This is a genomic window from Veillonella infantium (assembly GCF_002959895.1).
GTDB lineage: Bacteria > Bacillota > Negativicutes > Veillonellales > Veillonellaceae > Veillonella > Veillonella infantium.
The window spans coordinates 31,971-50,066 of record NZ_PPDD01000008.1; the positions used below are offsets into that span (position 1 = coordinate 31,971).

Annotated in this window: 15 protein-coding genes; 2 read left to right on the forward strand and 13 right to left on the reverse strand. The window is 40.4% G+C overall.

What is annotated here, in order from left to right:
- Positions 1-149 precede the first annotated feature (149 nt).
- Together VCHSUH03_RS03940 and VCHSUH03_RS03945 are read left to right on the forward strand one after the other, a co-directional pair.
- A complete protein-coding gene (locus VCHSUH03_RS03940; protein ID WP_105094131.1) occupies positions 150-1,073 on the forward strand; it encodes a LysR family transcriptional regulator in 924 nt (307 codons plus the stop codon).
- Positions 1,073-1,501 carry a hypothetical protein gene (locus VCHSUH03_RS03945; RefSeq protein WP_105094132.1) on the forward strand — a complete coding sequence of 143 codons (429 nt, stop codon included), beginning with the start codon at positions 1,073-1,075 and terminating at the stop codon, positions 1,499-1,501. Before VCHSUH03_RS03940 ends, VCHSUH03_RS03945 begins: the two co-directional genes overlap by 1 nt.
- Before the next feature lie 149 nt (positions 1,502-1,650).
- On the opposite strand, the gene VCHSUH03_RS03950 is transcribed toward VCHSUH03_RS03945, so the two are convergent.
- The 13 genes from VCHSUH03_RS03950 to VCHSUH03_RS04010 all read right to left on the reverse strand — a co-directional run bounded on the left by VCHSUH03_RS03950 (position 1,651) and on the right by VCHSUH03_RS04010 (position 18,021).
- Positions 1,651-2,268, reverse strand: coding sequence for an SAP domain-containing protein (locus VCHSUH03_RS03950; RefSeq protein ID WP_105094133.1), 618 nt, complete (start codon positions 2,266-2,268; stop codon positions 1,651-1,653).
- 249 nt (positions 2,269-2,517) lie between these two features.
- Positions 2,518-3,831, reverse strand: coding sequence for an MFS transporter (locus VCHSUH03_RS03955; RefSeq protein ID WP_105094134.1), 1,314 nt, complete (start codon positions 3,829-3,831; stop codon positions 2,518-2,520).
- A 241-nt stretch (positions 3,832-4,072) separates the two neighbouring features.
- On the reverse strand, positions 4,073-4,429 hold the full coding sequence (locus VCHSUH03_RS03960; RefSeq protein WP_058948382.1) for a cupin domain-containing protein: 357 nt from the start codon (positions 4,427-4,429) through the stop codon (positions 4,073-4,075).
- Between the two features lie 28 nt (positions 4,430-4,457).
- Positions 4,458-5,333 carry a DUF4261 domain-containing protein gene (locus VCHSUH03_RS03965; protein ID WP_105094135.1) on the reverse strand — a complete coding sequence of 292 codons (876 nt, stop codon included), beginning with the start codon at positions 5,331-5,333 and terminating at the stop codon, positions 4,458-4,460.
- A gap of 227 nt (positions 5,334-5,560) precedes the next feature.
- Positions 5,561-7,108 (reverse strand): citrate lyase subunit alpha, encoded by a 1,548-nt coding sequence (gene citF, locus VCHSUH03_RS03970; RefSeq protein ID WP_105094136.1) that lies wholly within the window; start codon positions 7,106-7,108, stop codon positions 5,561-5,563.
- Entirely contained in the window at positions 7,098-8,063 is a 966-nt protein-coding gene (locus VCHSUH03_RS03975; protein ID WP_105094137.1) for an HpcH/HpaI aldolase/citrate lyase family protein, read from the reverse strand. The genes citF and VCHSUH03_RS03975 overlap by 11 nt, the downstream gene beginning before the upstream one ends.
- Complete coding sequence (citD, locus tag VCHSUH03_RS03980) at positions 8,063-8,332, reverse strand: citrate lyase acyl carrier protein (RefSeq protein ID WP_005385629.1); 270 nt, start codon at positions 8,330-8,332, stop codon at positions 8,063-8,065. Before citD ends, VCHSUH03_RS03975 begins: the two co-directional genes overlap by 1 nt.
- Before the next feature lie 105 nt (positions 8,333-8,437).
- Positions 8,438-9,838, reverse strand: coding sequence for a DASS family sodium-coupled anion symporter (locus VCHSUH03_RS03985; protein ID WP_105094138.1), 1,401 nt, complete (start codon positions 9,836-9,838; stop codon positions 8,438-8,440).
- 394 nt (positions 9,839-10,232) lie between these two features.
- On the reverse strand, positions 10,233-11,144 hold the full coding sequence (locus VCHSUH03_RS03990) for a LysR family transcriptional regulator (protein WP_105094139.1): 912 nt from the start codon (positions 11,142-11,144) through the stop codon (positions 10,233-10,235).
- Positions 11,145-11,155: 11 nt separating this feature from the next.
- A complete protein-coding gene (locus VCHSUH03_RS03995) occupies positions 11,156-11,899 on the reverse strand; it encodes a Bax inhibitor-1/YccA family protein (protein ID WP_105094140.1) in 744 nt (247 codons plus the stop codon).
- 37 nt (positions 11,900-11,936) lie between these two features.
- The gene (gene pyk, locus VCHSUH03_RS04000) at positions 11,937-13,685 is read right to left on the reverse strand and encodes a pyruvate kinase (protein ID WP_105094141.1); all 1,749 of its coding nucleotides are present in this window, start codon (positions 13,683-13,685) and stop codon (positions 11,937-11,939) included.
- Between the two features lie 148 nt (positions 13,686-13,833).
- Complete coding sequence (locus tag VCHSUH03_RS04005) at positions 13,834-17,241, reverse strand: DNA polymerase III subunit alpha (RefSeq protein WP_105094142.1); 3,408 nt, start codon at positions 17,239-17,241, stop codon at positions 13,834-13,836.
- Between the two features lie 12 nt (positions 17,242-17,253).
- Complete coding sequence (locus VCHSUH03_RS04010; RefSeq protein ID WP_105094143.1) at positions 17,254-18,021, reverse strand: M48 family metallopeptidase; 768 nt, start codon at positions 18,019-18,021, stop codon at positions 17,254-17,256.
- Positions 18,022-18,096: the final 75 nt, after the last annotated feature.

Consider the following 18,096-nt stretch of genomic DNA (forward strand, 5'->3'; position numbering starts at 1 on the left):
TCAACGCAACACATACAGTGACTGTCGCTTTGCCAATATTGCTATCCATACTTTACATAAAGTAATAGCTAATTGCATTATAGTAATAACTATTCTCATTTAGTTTAAGTCACTTCCTATAACCAGGTTTTATTTTTAGGGGGGTAATTATGGATTTTCATCATTTGAAATACTTCGTTGAAGTAGCTGATCAAAAAAGCTTTAGTAAAGCTGCGCGGAATTTGCACATCTCCCAATCCGCTATCAGCCGTACTATTAAAGCTTTAGAAGACGAACTTGGTGTTGTTCTCTTCATGCGTAATGCTAAATCTGTAGAACTTACTGATGGGGGTACCATCTTCTTAACCCACGCAAAACGCGTAGTATTCATGTTTGAACATCTTAAAACTGATTTTGAAAACGAATTTCGTTTGGAACAAGGTTCCATCAGAATTGGTATTCCACCAATTACCGATGCACCTATTTTTGCACAGCTTTTAGGTGAATTCAAAAAAGTATATCCACAAATCGAACTAGAACTTTACGAACAAGGTTCCAAAAAAGTTGAGATTAGTGTTCAGGAAGGCTTAATCGATATTGGTATCATTTGTACAAAACCAAATCCTAAAGAATTTGAATCCTTCTACCTCACTAGCGATCCACTTTCCGTTATTGTTCCTAAATCTAGTCCTCTAGCGAAAGAAAAAGAAATTCGTTTAGAAATGCTAGCTGATGAATCCTTCGTATTGCATAAAGATGATTTTAACTTACATGACGAAATCATCAAAGCTTGTAAACATACAGGTTTCCAACCTCATATTGTATTTGAAACAAGCCAACGTGATCTCATGTTACAAACAGTTAGTGCAGACCTTGCTATCGCATTGTTACCATCTCGCCTCTGCCCTGAGGTAGGTGAAAACACAGAGGTTGGTTCCAAGGTTGTTGTACGTCCACTTGTACCAGAAATCATTCATACACTTTATGTTATTTGGAAAAAAGGTCATTACCTCTCCCACGCTTCTCGCTTGTGGTTAGACTTCGTAAATTCCAAATTACCATTACCTGGATTACAACTTGAGGATCTTCAATAATGAATAAACCATCTGGGCTCGCATCTAAATTGCGGGCCCTTTTGAAAGCTAAAGAAACACCCATGTGGGGCGTTATTATCGTGCTGGTCATCGTCATAATCTTCCAGCAAATACAAATTTCAGAACTACAATGGCGTGTCGATGAAGACCACGATGGTTCTTCCGTTGATAGTGTAGCTGGTCGCCTTTACATCCTCGAAGGGATGGCTAATAAACATAGCGACCAACTGGATGATATCTTTAAAGACATTCGTCAACTACAAAACGATGGTGCCAAGTACGACTGGGAACTAAAACAACTACAATGGTTGCACCCAGAACTCAAAGTACGACCACCAGAAGCAAATCCTTCCCCATTCAAATCGACAGATTTAAACCTCGATATGAATCCTGGGAAAGTACCGGATGTAATAAAACAAAGTCAATAAAGAAATCAGAAATAAATAAAAGCACCTTATACCTATACAAAAGTCATCACAAATGACTCTTCTCATAGGATATAAGGTGCTTTTATCGTTATTCTTTTATAGATTTAATTACTCGTTTTCCCATACATCTTTACAATGACGAATTGCTTCTACTTGCGATACGCTTCCAATTTATATGCATATTCAGTTAAAAGATTTTTTGAATAAATTTTTTCATTTTTTGAATCTCTAACTTCTTTCCAAATAATAGATGCTACTTTTAATTTATTCGAATAATTACAACTACATTCATCTGCACAAAAATCCTTAAAAAATTGATTCCATTGACAAACCGAATTGTCATACTTTGCATAATCTGATTCACCATAATATACTTTCAGCAAATCTCCAATTGTAAAGCTTGTATTTTTTTCACTCTTTACTTTTCTCCAGGCAGTAGCCATATCAGCATTAAATTTAAATCGTGAAACACCTATTAAATCAGAGAAATATTCTCTAAACTTCGTATTAAAGGAAAAATTACATTCAAGTAATGGTGTATCTAAAGTAATAGTTTCCACTTGCCTTCTTCTATTTTTTATTGATGATTTTTTAATTAAATTGCCTTTAAAATACTGCTCAATAATATGATTGAGTTCTTGTTTTGTCCCCCTATCTTCTAATCCTAATGATTTACATATTTGTGAAAGTTCATCACGATACCAATAATATTTATTAAATTCATCAAATGATGAAATTTCATCAAACTTGGGTCTACACGCTTTCAATCTTTTGTCTCCTTAAGTTTAAGATACAGCATTTACAGATGTGCCTATTGTAAAAGTTGCTAATACGGTTGCTAAAATAACGTTCTATACATATTATTCTCTCTTTTTTATCCTGTAGATTCTATTATTCTCATTATACATAAAACAGCATTATTACTAAAGAAAAAGAGCTATACCCCATACATTCGCTACAATGTGAATGTATTAGAGATATAGCTCTTTTAATTTTGAAATTTGATGCAGGACTACTTAGTCATCCTTGTGTTCCATAGATTTTGGTAATGTCAAAATCAAGAGCGCTGCAAGGAACATACAAGCCCCCATTACATAGTAGCCGTAAGCAAAGCTACCTGTGTGACCATTGATGAAACCAAGCATGTAAGGACCTACCCAGCCCCCCATGTTACCAGAGGAGTTAATGAGGCCCATCGCACCCGCCGCAGCAGCACCGGACAAGAATGTTGTTGGCATAGTCCACCATACACCCATACCTCCGTAAACACCTACAGCAGTTAAGCAGATAAATAATAAGCTAATTTCTGGGGATGGACTATGTGGCGTTGCTAAGAAGCCAATAGTACCAATGAATAATGTAGTCGCTACGTGCCAACGTTTTTCATTACGCTTTTCAGAGGAGTAACCACAATATACTTGTACAAGTAATGCAGCAGACATTGGAATCGCAATAGACCATGCTACAACACTTGGTGGCCAACCGGATAAGCTTTTAAGCACTTGAGGCATCCAGAAGCTAAAGCCCCAGAAGCCAATAACCCATAAGAAGTAAATTAACGCTAAACGTAATACTTTTGGATCTTTTAAAGCTTGCCATGTGGTATATTTCTTTACAGCTTGCTTTTGTTGCTCTTCTTTTTCAAGTTCAGCCTTGATATACGCTTTTTCTGCATCAGTTACCCAAGATGCATGATCTGGACGTTCTTTCATCCAGAATGCGAAAATGAACGCAAAAATTACAGCAGGAATGGCTTCAACGATAAAGAGTGTGCGCCAACCATGCAAACCAAAGAATGTTGTATCTAGCAAGATACCTGCCAATGGACCACCAATGATGTTAGAGAACAATAAAGATGTTAACATCAAGGAGATCGCTTTCGCACGTTCCTTTGGCAAGAACCAATTCGGTATCAGTAACGAATAAATTACAGGATATAAAGAGGCTTCACATAGACCGAGTAAGAATCGATAAATATAAAACTCCAACTCTGTAGTCATCGTCGTCATAAGAATACATACGAGACCCCAACTAAACATGATACGAGCCACCCAATGCATAGCGTTACAGCGAGCAGCTATTAAGGATGCTGGCACTTCAAATAAAACGTAGCCAATAAAGAAAATACCGGCCCCCATACCGAATACCTCTGGCGTTAACCATGGTAAATTCTCTTTCATGGTCAAGCCTGCATAGGCAATATTAACACGGTCTAAGAAGGCAATGATGGAAACAATAAATAAAGGTAAGACTACGTGTAGCATACGCCGCTTTGTAAAGTCTTTGAAATCGATGGCCCCACTTTGAGGCTCTGGTGTAGATGAGTTCATATAATTCCTTTCTACTACTTAAGATATTACATACCTTACTATCTTAAGAAAACAAAAGTCCTCTGTCAATGGAATTATATAGAATATAGAAATAACAAATAGGAATAGTAACACCAAAATAATAGCCTTTAAAAATAGAAAAAGGATATTTGCTAGGAATGACTGTATAAAACAAAAAGCACTTTATAGTATAAATATATCTCTATCACAAGATAAGAAAATACTATAAAGTGCTTTCATATTAATTTGTACTAACAGGATCATAATCAGCAGGCACAGGAGCAACGATACTTACAAAGATAACATCTTCTGTCCCAGTATTTTTTGCGCCATGACATTCACCCTTTTTAGATACTATAACTTGTCCCTTTGTAAAAGGCACCTCTGTATCAGGCGTTGGATAAAATACCCCCTTACCTTGCAATATAACCCATATATCATCAGAGTTATGATGGTAATGCTTTGGTAAGGTTTGCCCAGGTTTAATAACCCATACTGAACCACCTGTGGAATCAGTTTGATAAAATGGAGTCCTAACAGCTTTCTCCAAACTTTCAACTTTCACAAGTTCCATGTCAAAAATACGTTGATTACTCATAATGCTCACACCTTTCATCGATTAACAACTAACGAGTACCCGATGCATATTCTCCCATATTAATATCTATAACAGTTCGAACAGGTTGAATTAAGGAGTCCTCATACTGAACCGCCCATTTAATATCTGGATTCATATCTCCATTTTCTAAGCCTGCAATCGTTTGCCCGTCATCAATAGGATTATCGTGCTCAAAGATATAATACAATACACTATACGCATGATTTACAATTTCATCGGGGTTCATACCGTGAAAGTGATACTGCAAATCAGGGTAGAATAAGGTGTTCATACCTATCGTATCAACCATCATGTCATCTGTGCCTTGAATGCTAAAATATCGCACATTTACGGCATAATAAATAAAACGTGTTACCTCTTTATCTGGATGATTTTCAATGGTTTCTCGACTTAAGAACTTACGAGATGGACCAAAGACAACGGCCTTACAGGATGGATATAACTCTAACAACGCATCTACATATTTCACGAGCATATCAGCTCGTTCTTTAGGTTCTAAACCCGAAGCTAACATGTCTGTAGCAAATACTCTATATTGGCACTCATCTAGCAAGTCATCTACATTTGGACAATCCCAAACCTGACTACGTGTAAAATCATCTAGTACAGGTTTGTCGATTTTTTCACAATTCGTCACCATCAAGGTTGGTGAAATATCTGCATCGTTATCCTCGTAATGAACCTTATAATTCTGAGGTGCAAAACCAGCAGATTCAACGCCATAACTAAAGCAATCAACAGGACCTAAATGCTTTGTGAATACCTCTACCATTGTATCTCGATTAGGCATATCACACTGCTTTGGCATTAATAACTCAACGAAAAACAAACCGCCAGGACGAACTGAATTATCTGTTAAATCCTGTTTAAATACTTGGCTCATATGCTCTCTCCTATAGATAAAACGTAATATAAAACACCTCCTTTACCTTATAGTATATCGTATATTCATCTATACTACAATTACTCAAGCAACATTTTATATACATAAAAGACCCTCTCTATGAGTCCAAAGACTATAGAGAGGGTCTTTATATTATCTAATCAGCATGGGATATGAGACAGCAGCGAAACCGTTACGGTTTCTACCGGACTCTCATCACTACTCAATTATAGAGGTTTGCGAACCACGTCGATGATAGAGCCATCGCGGTATTCTACGATTGCGATGATGTCTTCGTCTTTGTCAGATACAGGGATATCTTGTGGTTTACCAACTAAGTCGAATGCTAATTGTTGTAATTCTTCAATTGTGTAGATAGGCAAGTTGCTATCTTTGAAGCGTTCAATCAAATCAGTACGAGCTGGGTTGATTGCGATACCGTATTCAGTAACGAGTACGTCAACGGAGGAGCCTGGTGTAATTACAGTTGCAACTTTGTCACGGATCATTGGCAAGCGGCCGCGGATCAATGGGCAAGTAATAACTGTGCATTTAGCACCTGCTGCTGTATCGGAGTGACCGCCAGAAGCGCCCATCAATACACCGTTGGAGTCAGTCATTACGTTTACGTTGAAATCAAGGTCGATTTCAGTAGCACCAAGGAATACTACGTCTAGGTAGTTTGTAGTGCAGTCAGTCCATGGGTTAGCGTACATGGAAGCGGACATTTCGATGTGTGCAGGGTTTTTATCCAAGGATGCAGCTGCAGTAGTATCGAATGTTTGAGTATCGTAAATAGCACGAATCAAGCCTTCTTCAAGCATACCAGTCAAGATACCAGTAGCACCGCCGATAGCGAAGCCACCTACTTCACCACGTTTGCGAAGTTTTTCAGCAATGAATTTCGCTACAGTCAATGGTGCACCACCAGCGCCCAATTGGAATACGAAACCATCTTTAATAATGCCAGCTTGATCAAGGAATTCACCAGCTAATTCAGCAATTTTGATTTGGATAGGGTTTTTAGTGAAACCTACCGCACCAGAAGCGATACCTTCTGGATCACCAATGCTTTCAACCTCAACAACATAATCTACATCAGTTTGAGGAATTGCATAGTTGTGTACATAGTCAACTAAGTTATCAGTGATGATAACAGTTGTGTCTGCATAGTGGGAATCAACTTTAGCATAGCCAAGAGCACCACATGCGGATTTACCCAAACGACCAGTAGCATTACCGCGAGGGTCAGCTGTAGGAGCGCCCATGAAAGCTACGTCAATATGAACTTCGCCAGATTCGATAGCACGAGCACGACCACCGTGGGAACGAATTACTACAGGGCGTTTTAATACGCCTGGGTTTTGAGTTAAGAATTTACCAAGACGATCGCGCAAGCCAGATGTTTCGATAGCTGTTACAGTACCATCTTGAATCATTTCTACCAAGAATTCATGGCATGGGGACAAGGAAGAAGACGCGATTGTAATGTCTTTAATGCCTTTTGCTTGAACGCGTTCCATAACCATTTTCATTACATAGTCGCCATTGCGCAAGTGATGATGGAAGGACAATGTCATGCCATCTTTTACGCCAGCTTTTTCGATTGCTTCATCGATAGAAGCAAGTACTTTATTTGTACCAACACGGCTCATGTGTACAGGTTTACCTGCGCGATGAGCTTTAGGTTCAATTGCGAATTCACCTTGATATACTTCGCGACCTTCTAGTGCTGGGATATTTGTTGGGATATCGCGACCTACTTTATTTAACATCGTATTCTGCTCCTTCCTCTAATTCAACTTTAATGCCTGCTGCACGTGCTTTATCAACAACGCGTTGTGCACGTACCACGATAGGACCATCGATCATTTTGCCATCTACAGAGATTACGCCTTTATTATTGCGCAATGCATCAGCATAGCTGTTCAATACTTTAACGGAATGAGCGATTTCTTTTTCGTCAGGAGTGAATACTTCATGAACAATTTTAATTTGGCTTGGGTGGATACAAGATTTACCATCAAAGCCCAAAGCTTTAATGAATTCTACTTCTTCACGGAAACCTTGTGGATCTTTCACGTCGGAGAATACAGTATCAATTACGCGGATACCTGCTTCGCGGGCTGCATGAAGAATTGTTTGGCGAGCAAACAACAATTCAACAGCTGGTTTATGTTTACCTGTACGAAGGTCAGCACGGTAGTCTTCAGCGCCAAGAGCGATTGCAACTACGCGAGGACCGTGACAGATTTCGCGAACATTGTACAAGCCACGAACGGATTCGATAGCTACGATAATGTTGATTGTACCTTCTTCCCAACCGTTAGCTTTTTCAACTTCTTCAATTTTTTTCGCTACAATTTCAACTTCAGAAACATCTTCAGTTTTAGGTAAACGAATCAAATTAGGTTTAGCTGGAACGATTACATCTAGATCATCATAACCATAAGGAGTTTGTGTAGGATGATTGATACGAACAACTGTTTCACCACGGAACTTACGAGATTTCAATGCTTCTGCAGTTAAAAGGCGAGCAGTGTCTTTTTCAGTAATAGCAACGGAATCTTCGATGTCGATCATGATAGAGTCAGCACCGTGAATGTCAGCACTGTTAATCATTTTAGGTGTATTACCTGGTACGAACATCATGGAACGAGACAAGCGTTTTTTAGCAGCCTCTGTTAATGGGTTTGTTTTAACTTCTGGGAATGTTTTATCGTTAGCCATTATGCTTTGCTCCCCCTTTCCAATGCGCCTAATACGCGAGCTTTAATTGTGTAATCCCAAGCATTTTTATCTTGTACGATTACTTTCACGCCATCAAAACCAGCTTCTTTCACTGTGTTCAAGATAACGGATTTAATTTGGTCGCCGTATTGACGGATAACTTTGGATGTTAATTCAATTTCGATACCGCTAGCAATCGGTTCAACCGTTACTAATGCATCATTTTTTTCGTCGAAGCCAGCTTGTGCAGCTTTTACTAATTGTGCCATGTTGCATCCTTTCACTAAAAATATATCAAATGGCAAAGACCAGACGTGTCGCGAATGTCTGGTCCGTGCCGCTAAAACAATGTTGATTATAAAATTATATGGTGATTAAATCATACCGATGAAAGTCCACCAAGGAATACCTACTACGAAGAGTAGAATCCAACTCAATACTGCTAAGATAGCACCAGCAGTCCACCAGTCTTTCAAGTTATTGTAACCTGCAGAGTAGATGATTGGACCAGGGGATGCACCGTAGTGAGTTACGAGACCGCCAAATGCGTTTGTTGCAAGCAATACAAGACCAAACATAACTGGATTTACGCCTGCTGCCATACCTACAGTTAAGAATACTGGAAGCATAGATGCAATGTATGCAGTACTAGAAGCGAATAAGTAACGAATTACAACGCTAATAGCAGAAAGAATTAAGACAACTACGAGTGGAGATACATCGAGTGCCAAGTTTGCTTGCATATATGCTGCAAGCCAAGCAAAGAATTTAGCTTTTGTTAAAGCAGTGGATAAGCCAAGGATAGCACCGAACCAGATGAATGTGTTCCAAACAGCTTTAGTTTGAACCATGTCATCCCAAGTGATGATACCAGCGAAGAACACAATAGTCATAGCTACTAATGCTACTGCTGTTGGGCTCAAGTCAAAACCGATGGAAGGCAATGCCCAACCGATAAGAGCAAGAATAAATACAACAGCCAAGATTTTTTCAGACATTTTCATAGGTCCTAATTTAGCAAGACCATCAGCAGCTAATTTCTTATTATCAATTTTTACTGCTTCAGGACGGTCGATCCAGTAACCTACAAGTGGCACAAAGATCAACATTACAAGACCAGGAAGAGCTAAAGCTAAAGCCCATTCAGCCCAAGTCATATTTAGACCAGTGATTTTAGTAACAAAGTCCAATGCCAACACGTTTGGAGCCATAGCTGTTAAGAACATGAAGGATGTAATTTTTGTTACGAAATAGCCATTCATCAAGATGAAGGAACCACCGCGTTTAGCAGTATCGCCAGGATAGGAACCGATAGATTCAGCGATGGATAAGTTAATTGGATATACGATACCAGCCGCACGTGCTGTGTTAGAAGGTGTAGCTGGAGATAATACTAAATCAAGAAGTGCTGTTACATAACCAAGACGTAATACAGTAGAACCGAATGCGTTAATCAAATGGTAAGCAACGCGGTGACCAAGACCAGTTTTACCAAAGGCAACGCTCAAGGAGAATGCAGCGATGATCATCCACAATGCAGTGGAGCCATAACCTACCAAGATATCTTTTGCATTGTCTAAGAATAATGCAGATGCAGATAATACAGCTAATAAAATAATTTGAATTGGGTAAGGTTTTAAAATCAAACCTACGATACCTGCAATGTAGAAGCCTAAGAGGCGCCACGCCGTATCAGTGAGCCCATCTGGTGGAGTTGTAAACCAGAGGACAACAGGGATTAGCACAATAAGTGCTAGTTTTAAGAATTTTTCCATGTTTCTTCCTTTCTTAAAAACATAGGCATGTAATCATCCTAACACTACCCCAGAAATTCGTGATACGCGACTATCAGCTATTGAACTCTAGGAGTTTTTGTCTACACTCATTATATATGCTTAAAAGAATTATGAATAATAGATTACCTTTATAGGGGTTATAAAAACTTTTATACCTACCATTCATACTTTTTATGCATTTTGAGCATAGATTTGCAGCCCCAAATGAAAAAAATGCATGTATACGTCCCCAAAGGGGGTATACATGCACTTACATGGTCCTGCCTGGCTCTTTCGAGACACCTTTATTATGACTTATTATATCGAAAAAGTCTAATACTGAAATAGCATGAATAGGCAGTTACAAATTCTTATATTGGATCTATTTATAAATCTATTCTTTATATTCTCTAAAAATACTATCATCTACTACGGTATGCTTTTTATAATAATCGCGAACATACTCAATAAATGTTTTAACCACTACAAGATTTTCTGTATCCTTGGTGTACACCATGTTGGTATCACGAGTGATATATGTGCCATCTTTACTACGCAATGGACTTACATAGATATCTCTATCCTTGCAGGATCCAAGGCCCATATAGGTCAGAATCGACCAACCGAGCCCTGCGCGCACAAAGTGACGGCATGTACTCATAGAATTTACATCCATGGCAACACTAGGTGGCTCTTCAAAATGTTCTGCACACCATGTTTCGATGATATTGGCTACGGATGCATCAGTCTGATACTTGATAAATGGTACCTTCTCAAGGGATTCAGGTGGTACTAATTCTTTATAAACCAAGCAGTATGGTTCCTCTAATAGTAGCTCAGACTTACCAGACACATCATAACCGCCACGAGCAAAGGCAACCATACAGTCACCAATATTAAACATTTTTACCACTTGATGGCTGAATGCCGTCTTAACTTGTATATGCACATCTGGATACAGTTCGCGGAAAGATCGTAACAAGGCCGGCAATTCATAGTCTGCAAAGTTGATAGATGACGCAATTTTCAAGGTTCCTTGAATCTTACCAGAAGCTGAGTTCATAGCATTTTCTAAAGCCTCTTGATCTTGCATCATTCTTTTACAGTAATCATAGAAAATCTCGCCTTGCGCCGTAAGAGCAATCCCTTCAGCAGTTCGCAACAACAGAGAATGGCCTAAGGCTTTTTCCATATGGCGCAACCGATAGCTAAGTGCTGGTTGCGATAAAAATAATTTTTCTGCCGCCCTTGTAATATTGCCTTCATCGACAACGGTGACAAAGGTTTGCCATTCTCTATCGTCCATAGTATCTCCTTTTATCGCTTATTACCAAAGATGCGCAATAAGGATAAGAATAAGTTAATGAAATCTAAATATAGGCTCAAAGCACCTGTGATTTCAATGCGGTCTAAAATTGTCTCATCCTCCATGAGAGCCACTTGTGTCACATTATTTTTAATACGATTCACATCGATAGCCGTAAAAATGGAGAATACTACAACCCCTACATAGCCTAAAACTAGACTAACAGTATCGCTAAAGCCACTGAGTACAGCCCAGTTAAAGTAGCGAGCTGCCATCATCACAAAGGATACAATGATCATACCGAGCAAAGCAGCCATTACATACGGTGTAAGGGATGATAAATTGCGTTTTGTAGTAGCCCCTACCACTGCAAAGCCAATGAAGAAGGCAAGAGTACCGATTAACGCAGGAATAACTACTTCAAACACATTATATCGCAAGGATATAAGTGTCAATGTAAGACCATTCAATGCACTGTAGAGGAAGAACATGCCTTTTAAAGTCATAACATTGGCAGCATACGCACGAGCACTAAATAGGAATACTACGCCTAGTTCAACTAATAGAATAATATTAAAGTTTTCGTATGCAAAGCGTAGCCAGTTTGGATTTGCCAACGCAGCCACTCCAACACCAATAGTTGTAAGCAAACCTACAACCATCCACAAGAAGGATCCCTTCAAACGTTGAGATACGATACTTTCAACCTGAGCAACTTGAGAACTACTAGGTCCTGTTACATTATATGGATTCATACTATCCCTCCTTATATTTAATTATCTTTTACTAAAACTATCGAGCGTTAGCAATACCTGCAAACACCTTACCGCGTTCGCCATCGATAGTTACCTCTTGACCTTCAAGGAGTACGTCATGAGCGTTTTTTGCACCTAAAATTACAGGAATACCATAGGTAATGCCAGCAATAGCACTGTCAGAGGTATAACCGTCTTCAACAGCGATAATGCCGCCTGCACGTTTAGCAATAGCCATTAATTCAGGCTCCATTGTGCCCACCACAAGGATGTCGCCGTCTTTGAAGCTTTCATAATTGCCCTTATGATTAGCAGCAATGAATACAGTGCCTGTAACGGATTTACGCAAAATACCATTGCCAGATAAGAGTACTTGGCCTGCAATATGAACGCGAATCATATTTGTAGTACCTGTCGCACCAGATGGTACGCCAGCCGTTACCACCACTAAGTCACCAGACTCAATGGCACCTGTGCCAAGAGCACCTGTAATCGCTTGTTTAACCATTTCATCAGAGTTAACGATTTCATGACCTTTAATAGCCTCTACACCCCAGCATAATTGCATGCGGCGAATTGTTTCTTCATGCGGTGTTACAGCAATAATTTTGCAAGCCGGACGATGCCGAGCAGTGCTAATTGCCGTATGACCAGATTCAGTACATGTCAAAATAGCAGCAGCCCCAAGGTTTTGAGCGATGCGCACGCTTGCTAAACATACAGCACTGGTAGTCGTCATATCCACATCTTGACGAGCACGACTTTTACTATCGTAAATAGCAGCTTGTTCTGTTACCTCAGCAATGCGTGTCATAGTCGTAACTGCTTCTACAGGGTACGCACCATTAGCAGTTTCACCAGATAACATGATAGCATCTGTGCCATCTAAAATCGCATTGGCTACGTCACTTGCTTCCGCACGTGTAGGACGTGGATTTTGAATCATAGACTCAAGCATTTGTGTAGCCGTAATAACAGGTTTACCCAAGTTATTACATTTTTCAATCATCATTTTTTGAAGTACTGGCACCTCTTCTGCAGGAATTTCTACACCGAGGTCACCACGCGCAACCATAAGGCCGTCTGCTACTTCCAAGATTTCATCAATATTTTTAACGCCTTCGGCATTTTCAATTTTTGCGATAATCTTAATATCCTTTTGTTCGGATTCAAGAATACGACGGATGGCTACGATATCTTTACCGCGTTGCATGAAGGACGCAGCTACAAAATCTACCCCTTGTTGGCACCCAAAGCGCAAGTCCGCTTCGTCCTGTTCAGATACCGGTGGCAAGCTTAGTGCTACGCCTGGTACTGCTACGCGTTTACGGTTGCCGATTTCACCGCTATTTTGAACAGTGGTAACGATATTATTACCTTCGATAGCATCGATAGTAAGGGTTACAAGGCCATCGGCCAATAAAATTTTATCCCCTACTGATACGTCCTCTACAAGACCTTTGTGGTTAACAGAGCTAATCTCTTTTGTGCCTTCTACATCATCTGTAGTCAACGTAAATTGTTGACCTGCTTCGAGGAATACTTTGCCCTCTTTAAATAGGCCGAGGCGCACCTCTGGACCTTTTGTATCGAGCAATAAGGCGATTGGTTTATTTACAATCATCGCCGCATCACGCACCATTTGCATGCGCTCAGCTTGCTCTTCATGAGATCCATGAGAGAAATTGAAACGAGCCACGTTCATGCCAGCTCGCATCATATCTTCTAAGATGCCAAATTTATCCGTTCCCGGACCTACAGTACATACGATTTTTGTACGTTTCATCTTTCCTCCTATGAAAACCATCCCATTTGGATGTTCATATATTATATCAATGTTGGTAAAAGCTATCTGTGCCCTACGCAACATGTGTTATTAAGTAGTGAATATATTTATTATTACCTTAACCTCTATTGAGGTTCTTATGCATATATTATTGTACCTCTACGGAGCCATCGCCTAGAATAGCTTCAATAGCCTTGATGGATTCATCACTAGGGTCAAAGCACATATTCGGTGGCAAGTTAATGCGCTTCCGTTGACGGTGCAAATATAGCGATGTTGGCACAGATCCTGCGGTGTTCGTTAACACCCGTTTTAAGGCTTCACTATTTTCTGGCGTGTCATATTGGCTATAAATATGAATGGCCACATGCTTAGCCTGACTATAGTTTACCTTTAATGGCGTAATGCGGTCTGCAATAATTTGCACACCCTTTTCATCCGCATCAACGCGGCCTTTTACCTTAACGATCATATCAACAGCAAGGAACTGTTGGCTTTGACTAAAGACCTTCGGGAATGCCACTACATTGGCCGCACCAGAATAATCTTCGATGCGCAGTATAGACATAACCTCGTTTCGTCTCGTCATACGATCCGTCTTATTTTCAATCAAACCGCCAAAGGTTATGGTTTGACCGTCATACTGCTCTGGATTTTCTACAAGAGCACCCAGTTCAAAGAGGCCCTCTAATTCCTTAGCATAGCCTTGCAATGGATGGCCTGTGATGTAAAAGCCTGTATATTCTTTTTCATCCTTCAATTTATCGTCTTCCGATAAATCCTCCACATTAGGTACAGGGATGAAATCTACAGACTCCTCTATATCACCAAAGAGACTCATGGTGCCCATAGCGGCATCCTTTTGCTCTTTAGCACCAACAGCTTGGGCGCTTTCATACATATGCAATAATTGATTTCGATTTTCTTTGAAACCATCCATGGCGCCACATCGAATGAAACTTTCAAGAAGTCGTTTATTAACAACCTTATTATCAACACGTTTGCAGAAGTCTACAATATCCGTGTAAAGACCGTGCTCATTACGCTCAGTAATTAAGCGATCGATGGCATTATCCCCTACGTTCTTAATGCCCCCAAGGCCGAAGCGAATAGCATCGCCTTGCACGGCAAAGCTGCGCTCAGAATAGTTAATATCTGGGCCTAGCACCTTAACATTATGCTTCTTGCAGGCATTGATATAATACGTCAATTTTTGCATGTTCTGCATAAAGCTAGTCATGGTAGCAGCCATGAATTCAGGGAAATAGTGAGCTTTCAAGTACGCTGTTTGGTACGCAATGTACGCATAAGCCGCACTATGCGATTTATTAAAGCCATAGCCCGCAAAGTATACGAGCAAGTCAAATACTTCGTTCGCAATGGACTCTTCTATACCATTGTTAATGGAACCTTGAATAAAGGATTCACGTTGAGCCTTTAGAACGGATTCCTTTTTCTTACCCATGGCACGGCGCATTAAGTCCGCCTGACCAAGGGAGAACCCGCCCATGGCGGATGCAATCTGCATAACCTGTTCTTGGTACAAGATTACACCAAAGGTATCTTTTAAAATCGGTTCCAAGATAGGATGTAAATAGGTAACCTCTTTTTTACCGTGACGGCGGTCGATAAAGTCCGCCACCATGCCAGAGCCCAATGGACCTGGACGGTACAAGGCAACCAATGGAATTAAGTCTTCAAAATGCTCAGGCTTAAGGTCCATAACGAGCTTGGTGATACCTTCCGATTCGAGCTGGAATACACCAGAGGTGTCGCCTTTTGTGAGGATATCACAAGCTTCCTTATCATCGAGTGGTATTGCATCTAAATCGAGATCAATACCACGGTTCGCCTTGATGAGCTTTAAGGCATCCCCCATAACCGTTAAGGTACGGAGACCCAAGAAGTCCATCTTTAAGAGGCCTAATTCCTCGATGTTATCCTTGTCGTACTGCGTTACAAAGCCTTCTTCATTGGCATTTTGTACTGGTACGTGGTCATCTAGAGGGTCCGCGGAAATTACGACGCCCGCCGCATGAGTGGACGAATTTCGCGCAATCCCTTCTAGCTTTTTACCAAAATCAAATAACTCTTTAACATTTGGATCAGCTTCGTACAAAGCCTTTAATTCTTTGCCTTGCAGAGCCTTATCTAAGGTAATCCCAAGTTCATTGGGAATCATCTTAGCAATACGGTTCACTTCCGCCAGTGGTAAGTCTAGCACGCGACCTACGTCTCGAATTACGGCACGCGCGGCCTCAGTACCAAAGGTAATAATCTGAGATACACGCTCCTGACCGTATTTTCGTGTTACATATTCGATGGCTTGGCCACGCTTTTCATAACAGAAGTCAATATCGATATCGGGCATGCTTACCCGCTCAGGATTTAAGAACCGTTCAAAGAGCAAATCGTATTTTAATGGATCAAGGCCTGTAATGCCAAGTAGATAGGCTACTACAGAACCGGCCGCAGAACCACGACCAGGACCTACTAAGATGTCGTGCTCACGGGCATACCGTACATAATCCCATACGATAAGGAAGTAATCCTCAAATCCCATGGTACCAATAACATCTAACTCGTAGTCGAGGCGTTTTTGTAATTCTTCAGATGTTTCACCATAAAGGCGAGGAATTTCTCGTTCACATACCTTACGCAAATAGGTCTTAGACGTTTCCCCTTCTGGCACATCAAAGTGCGGCAAGTGATGTTCGTCGAAATTAAACTCTACATTACAGCGCTCTGCAATTTTTAAGGTATTTTCGATAGCCCCTGGAATATGTCCAAATAGCTCAGCCATCTCATCCCCAGACTTAAGATAAAACTCATCATTAGGGAACTTTAAGCGGTCTACCTCAGTACGACGACGGCCTGTAGAAATACATACCTTAATATCTTGCGCGTTTGCATCCTCTTTTAAGACATAGTGGAAGTCATTAGATGCTACAATGCCAAGACCGTATTCCTTGCTGAGCTTAATGAGCTCCTCTTGAGCCTTTGCCTCCTCTGGCAAGCCATGATTTTGAATTTCTAAGAAGAAATTGTCCTTGCCGTACGTCTCGATATACCATTCAATGGAACGCTTCGCGCCTTCCATATTATCTTGCAATATATACTGAGGAATCTCCCCTTGAATACAGGCACTAAGGGCAATGATGCCCTTGCTGTATTGACGCAATAAATCGCGGTCTGCACGAGGCTTATAATTAAACCCTTCAGTAGAGGCTTTCGACACGATTTTAACTAGATTTCGATACCCTTCCATAGTCTCTGCTAATAGAATGAGATGTTTCAATCGTTCACGGCTACGACCTTCCGGCTTATCAAGACGGCTACCTTCTGTGACATATACTTCACAACCGATGATAGGCTTAACACCTTGGGCTATACACTCTTTATAAAAATAAATGGCTGCGTACATATTGCCATGATCCGTAATGGCAAGGGCTGGCTGATTTAACTCCTTCGCACGACGTACCATGTCAGGCAAACGACTGATGCCGTCTAGCAAACTAAACTCTGTATGACTATGTAAATGTACAAATGGCTGCATGGTACACCTCCTTTAAGGGCGATGAGCAAAATATACGTTCAATGACTTCTTACGAGCCTTCCAATCTGGCAAAAACAGTGCCACTAGATTGTGAAAGTTCTTGGAATGGTCTAAATATTTAAAATGAGCAAACTCATGAACCATAACGTACTCAATATACGCCTGTGGCCCCTCTAATAATCGGGTGTTCATCTTGATGAGCTGCTTGGCTGGCGTACAAGAACCCCAACGGCTCTTCATGCGCTGCTGTTTTATTGTAGGCATAGGTACATCAATACCTTGCTTGTGAAAGCGCTGATACACGACCTTTGCCCAATGGACAAAGACCTTCTCCCCTAAATTACGCCAATAACTTTGCATTAATTTATGCTTCGCTTCAAAGGTCGTACCACGAGGTACTACCATGGTAAGAATGGCTTTTCCGTCAAATCCGATATGAGGCTTTCCGTCCTGCTCAACTAGTCGCAACGTAACGGGAATGCCGAGGATTGATAAGCTTTCACCATTCATATACTGTAACGCCTCAACACGCTTGGCATTCAATGCATCAATCTTGTAACGAGCCCGCTCAATGAAAGGCATATTCTCGATGACAAACTTGTCCACCCTATAATCCGGCACATAGGCATTCGCCGACACATGGATCACACCATCCTTTGTAATGCGCATGTTCATGTTCTTCACACGCTTGATGGTTAACTCATATTCAATTCTGTCACCATTATAGGTAATAGACCTAGTTGTTGAAGTATTCATACTTTTTATTTTATCATAAAACACTCATAAAATCGTAAAATTCTGGTAATTTTAATAGGAATTATTCGATATACGTAAAATGATAAAAAATAACAGATA

What these genes read in the sequence shown, in the direction of transcription:
- citD (WP_005385629.1), bottom strand. Translation starts at nt 8,332, where the DNA reads ATGGCACAATTAGTAAAAGCTGCACAAGCTGGCTTCGACGAAAAAAAT.
- VCHSUH03_RS03955 (WP_105094134.1), bottom strand. Translation starts at nt 3,831, where the DNA reads ATGAACTCATCTACACCAGAGCCTCAAAGTGGGGCCATCGATTTCAAA.
- VCHSUH03_RS03945 (WP_105094132.1), top strand. Translation starts at nt 1,073, where the DNA reads ATGAATAAACCATCTGGGCTCGCATCTAAATTGCGGGCCCTTTTGAAA.
- VCHSUH03_RS03940 (WP_105094131.1), top strand. Translation starts at nt 150, where the DNA reads ATGGATTTTCATCATTTGAAATACTTCGTTGAAGTAGCTGATCAAAAA.
- VCHSUH03_RS03990 (WP_105094139.1), bottom strand. Translation starts at nt 11,144, where the DNA reads ATGGACGATAGAGAATGGCAAACCTTTGTCACCGTTGTCGATGAAGGC.
- VCHSUH03_RS03975 (WP_105094137.1), bottom strand. Translation starts at nt 8,063, where the DNA reads ATGGCTAACGATAAAACATTCCCAGAAGTTAAAACAAACCCATTAACA.
- VCHSUH03_RS03985 (WP_105094138.1), bottom strand. Translation starts at nt 9,838, where the DNA reads ATGGAAAAATTCTTAAAACTAGCACTTATTGTGCTAATCCCTGTTGTC.
- citF (WP_105094136.1), bottom strand. Translation starts at nt 7,108, where the DNA reads ATGTTAAATAAAGTAGGTCGCGATATCCCAACAAATATCCCAGCACTA.
- VCHSUH03_RS03960 (WP_058948382.1), bottom strand. Translation starts at nt 4,429, where the DNA reads ATGAGTAATCAACGTATTTTTGACATGGAACTTGTGAAAGTTGAAAGT.
- VCHSUH03_RS04005 (WP_105094142.1), bottom strand. Translation starts at nt 17,241, where the DNA reads ATGCAGCCATTTGTACATTTACATAGTCATACAGAGTTTAGTTTGCTA.
- VCHSUH03_RS03995 (WP_105094140.1), bottom strand. Translation starts at nt 11,899, where the DNA reads ATGAATCCATATAATGTAACAGGACCTAGTAGTTCTCAAGTTGCTCAG.
- pyk (WP_105094141.1), bottom strand. Translation starts at nt 13,685, where the DNA reads ATGAAACGTACAAAAATCGTATGTACTGTAGGTCCGGGAACGGATAAA.
- VCHSUH03_RS03965 (WP_105094135.1), bottom strand. Translation starts at nt 5,333, where the DNA reads ATGAGCCAAGTATTTAAACAGGATTTAACAGATAATTCAGTTCGTCCT.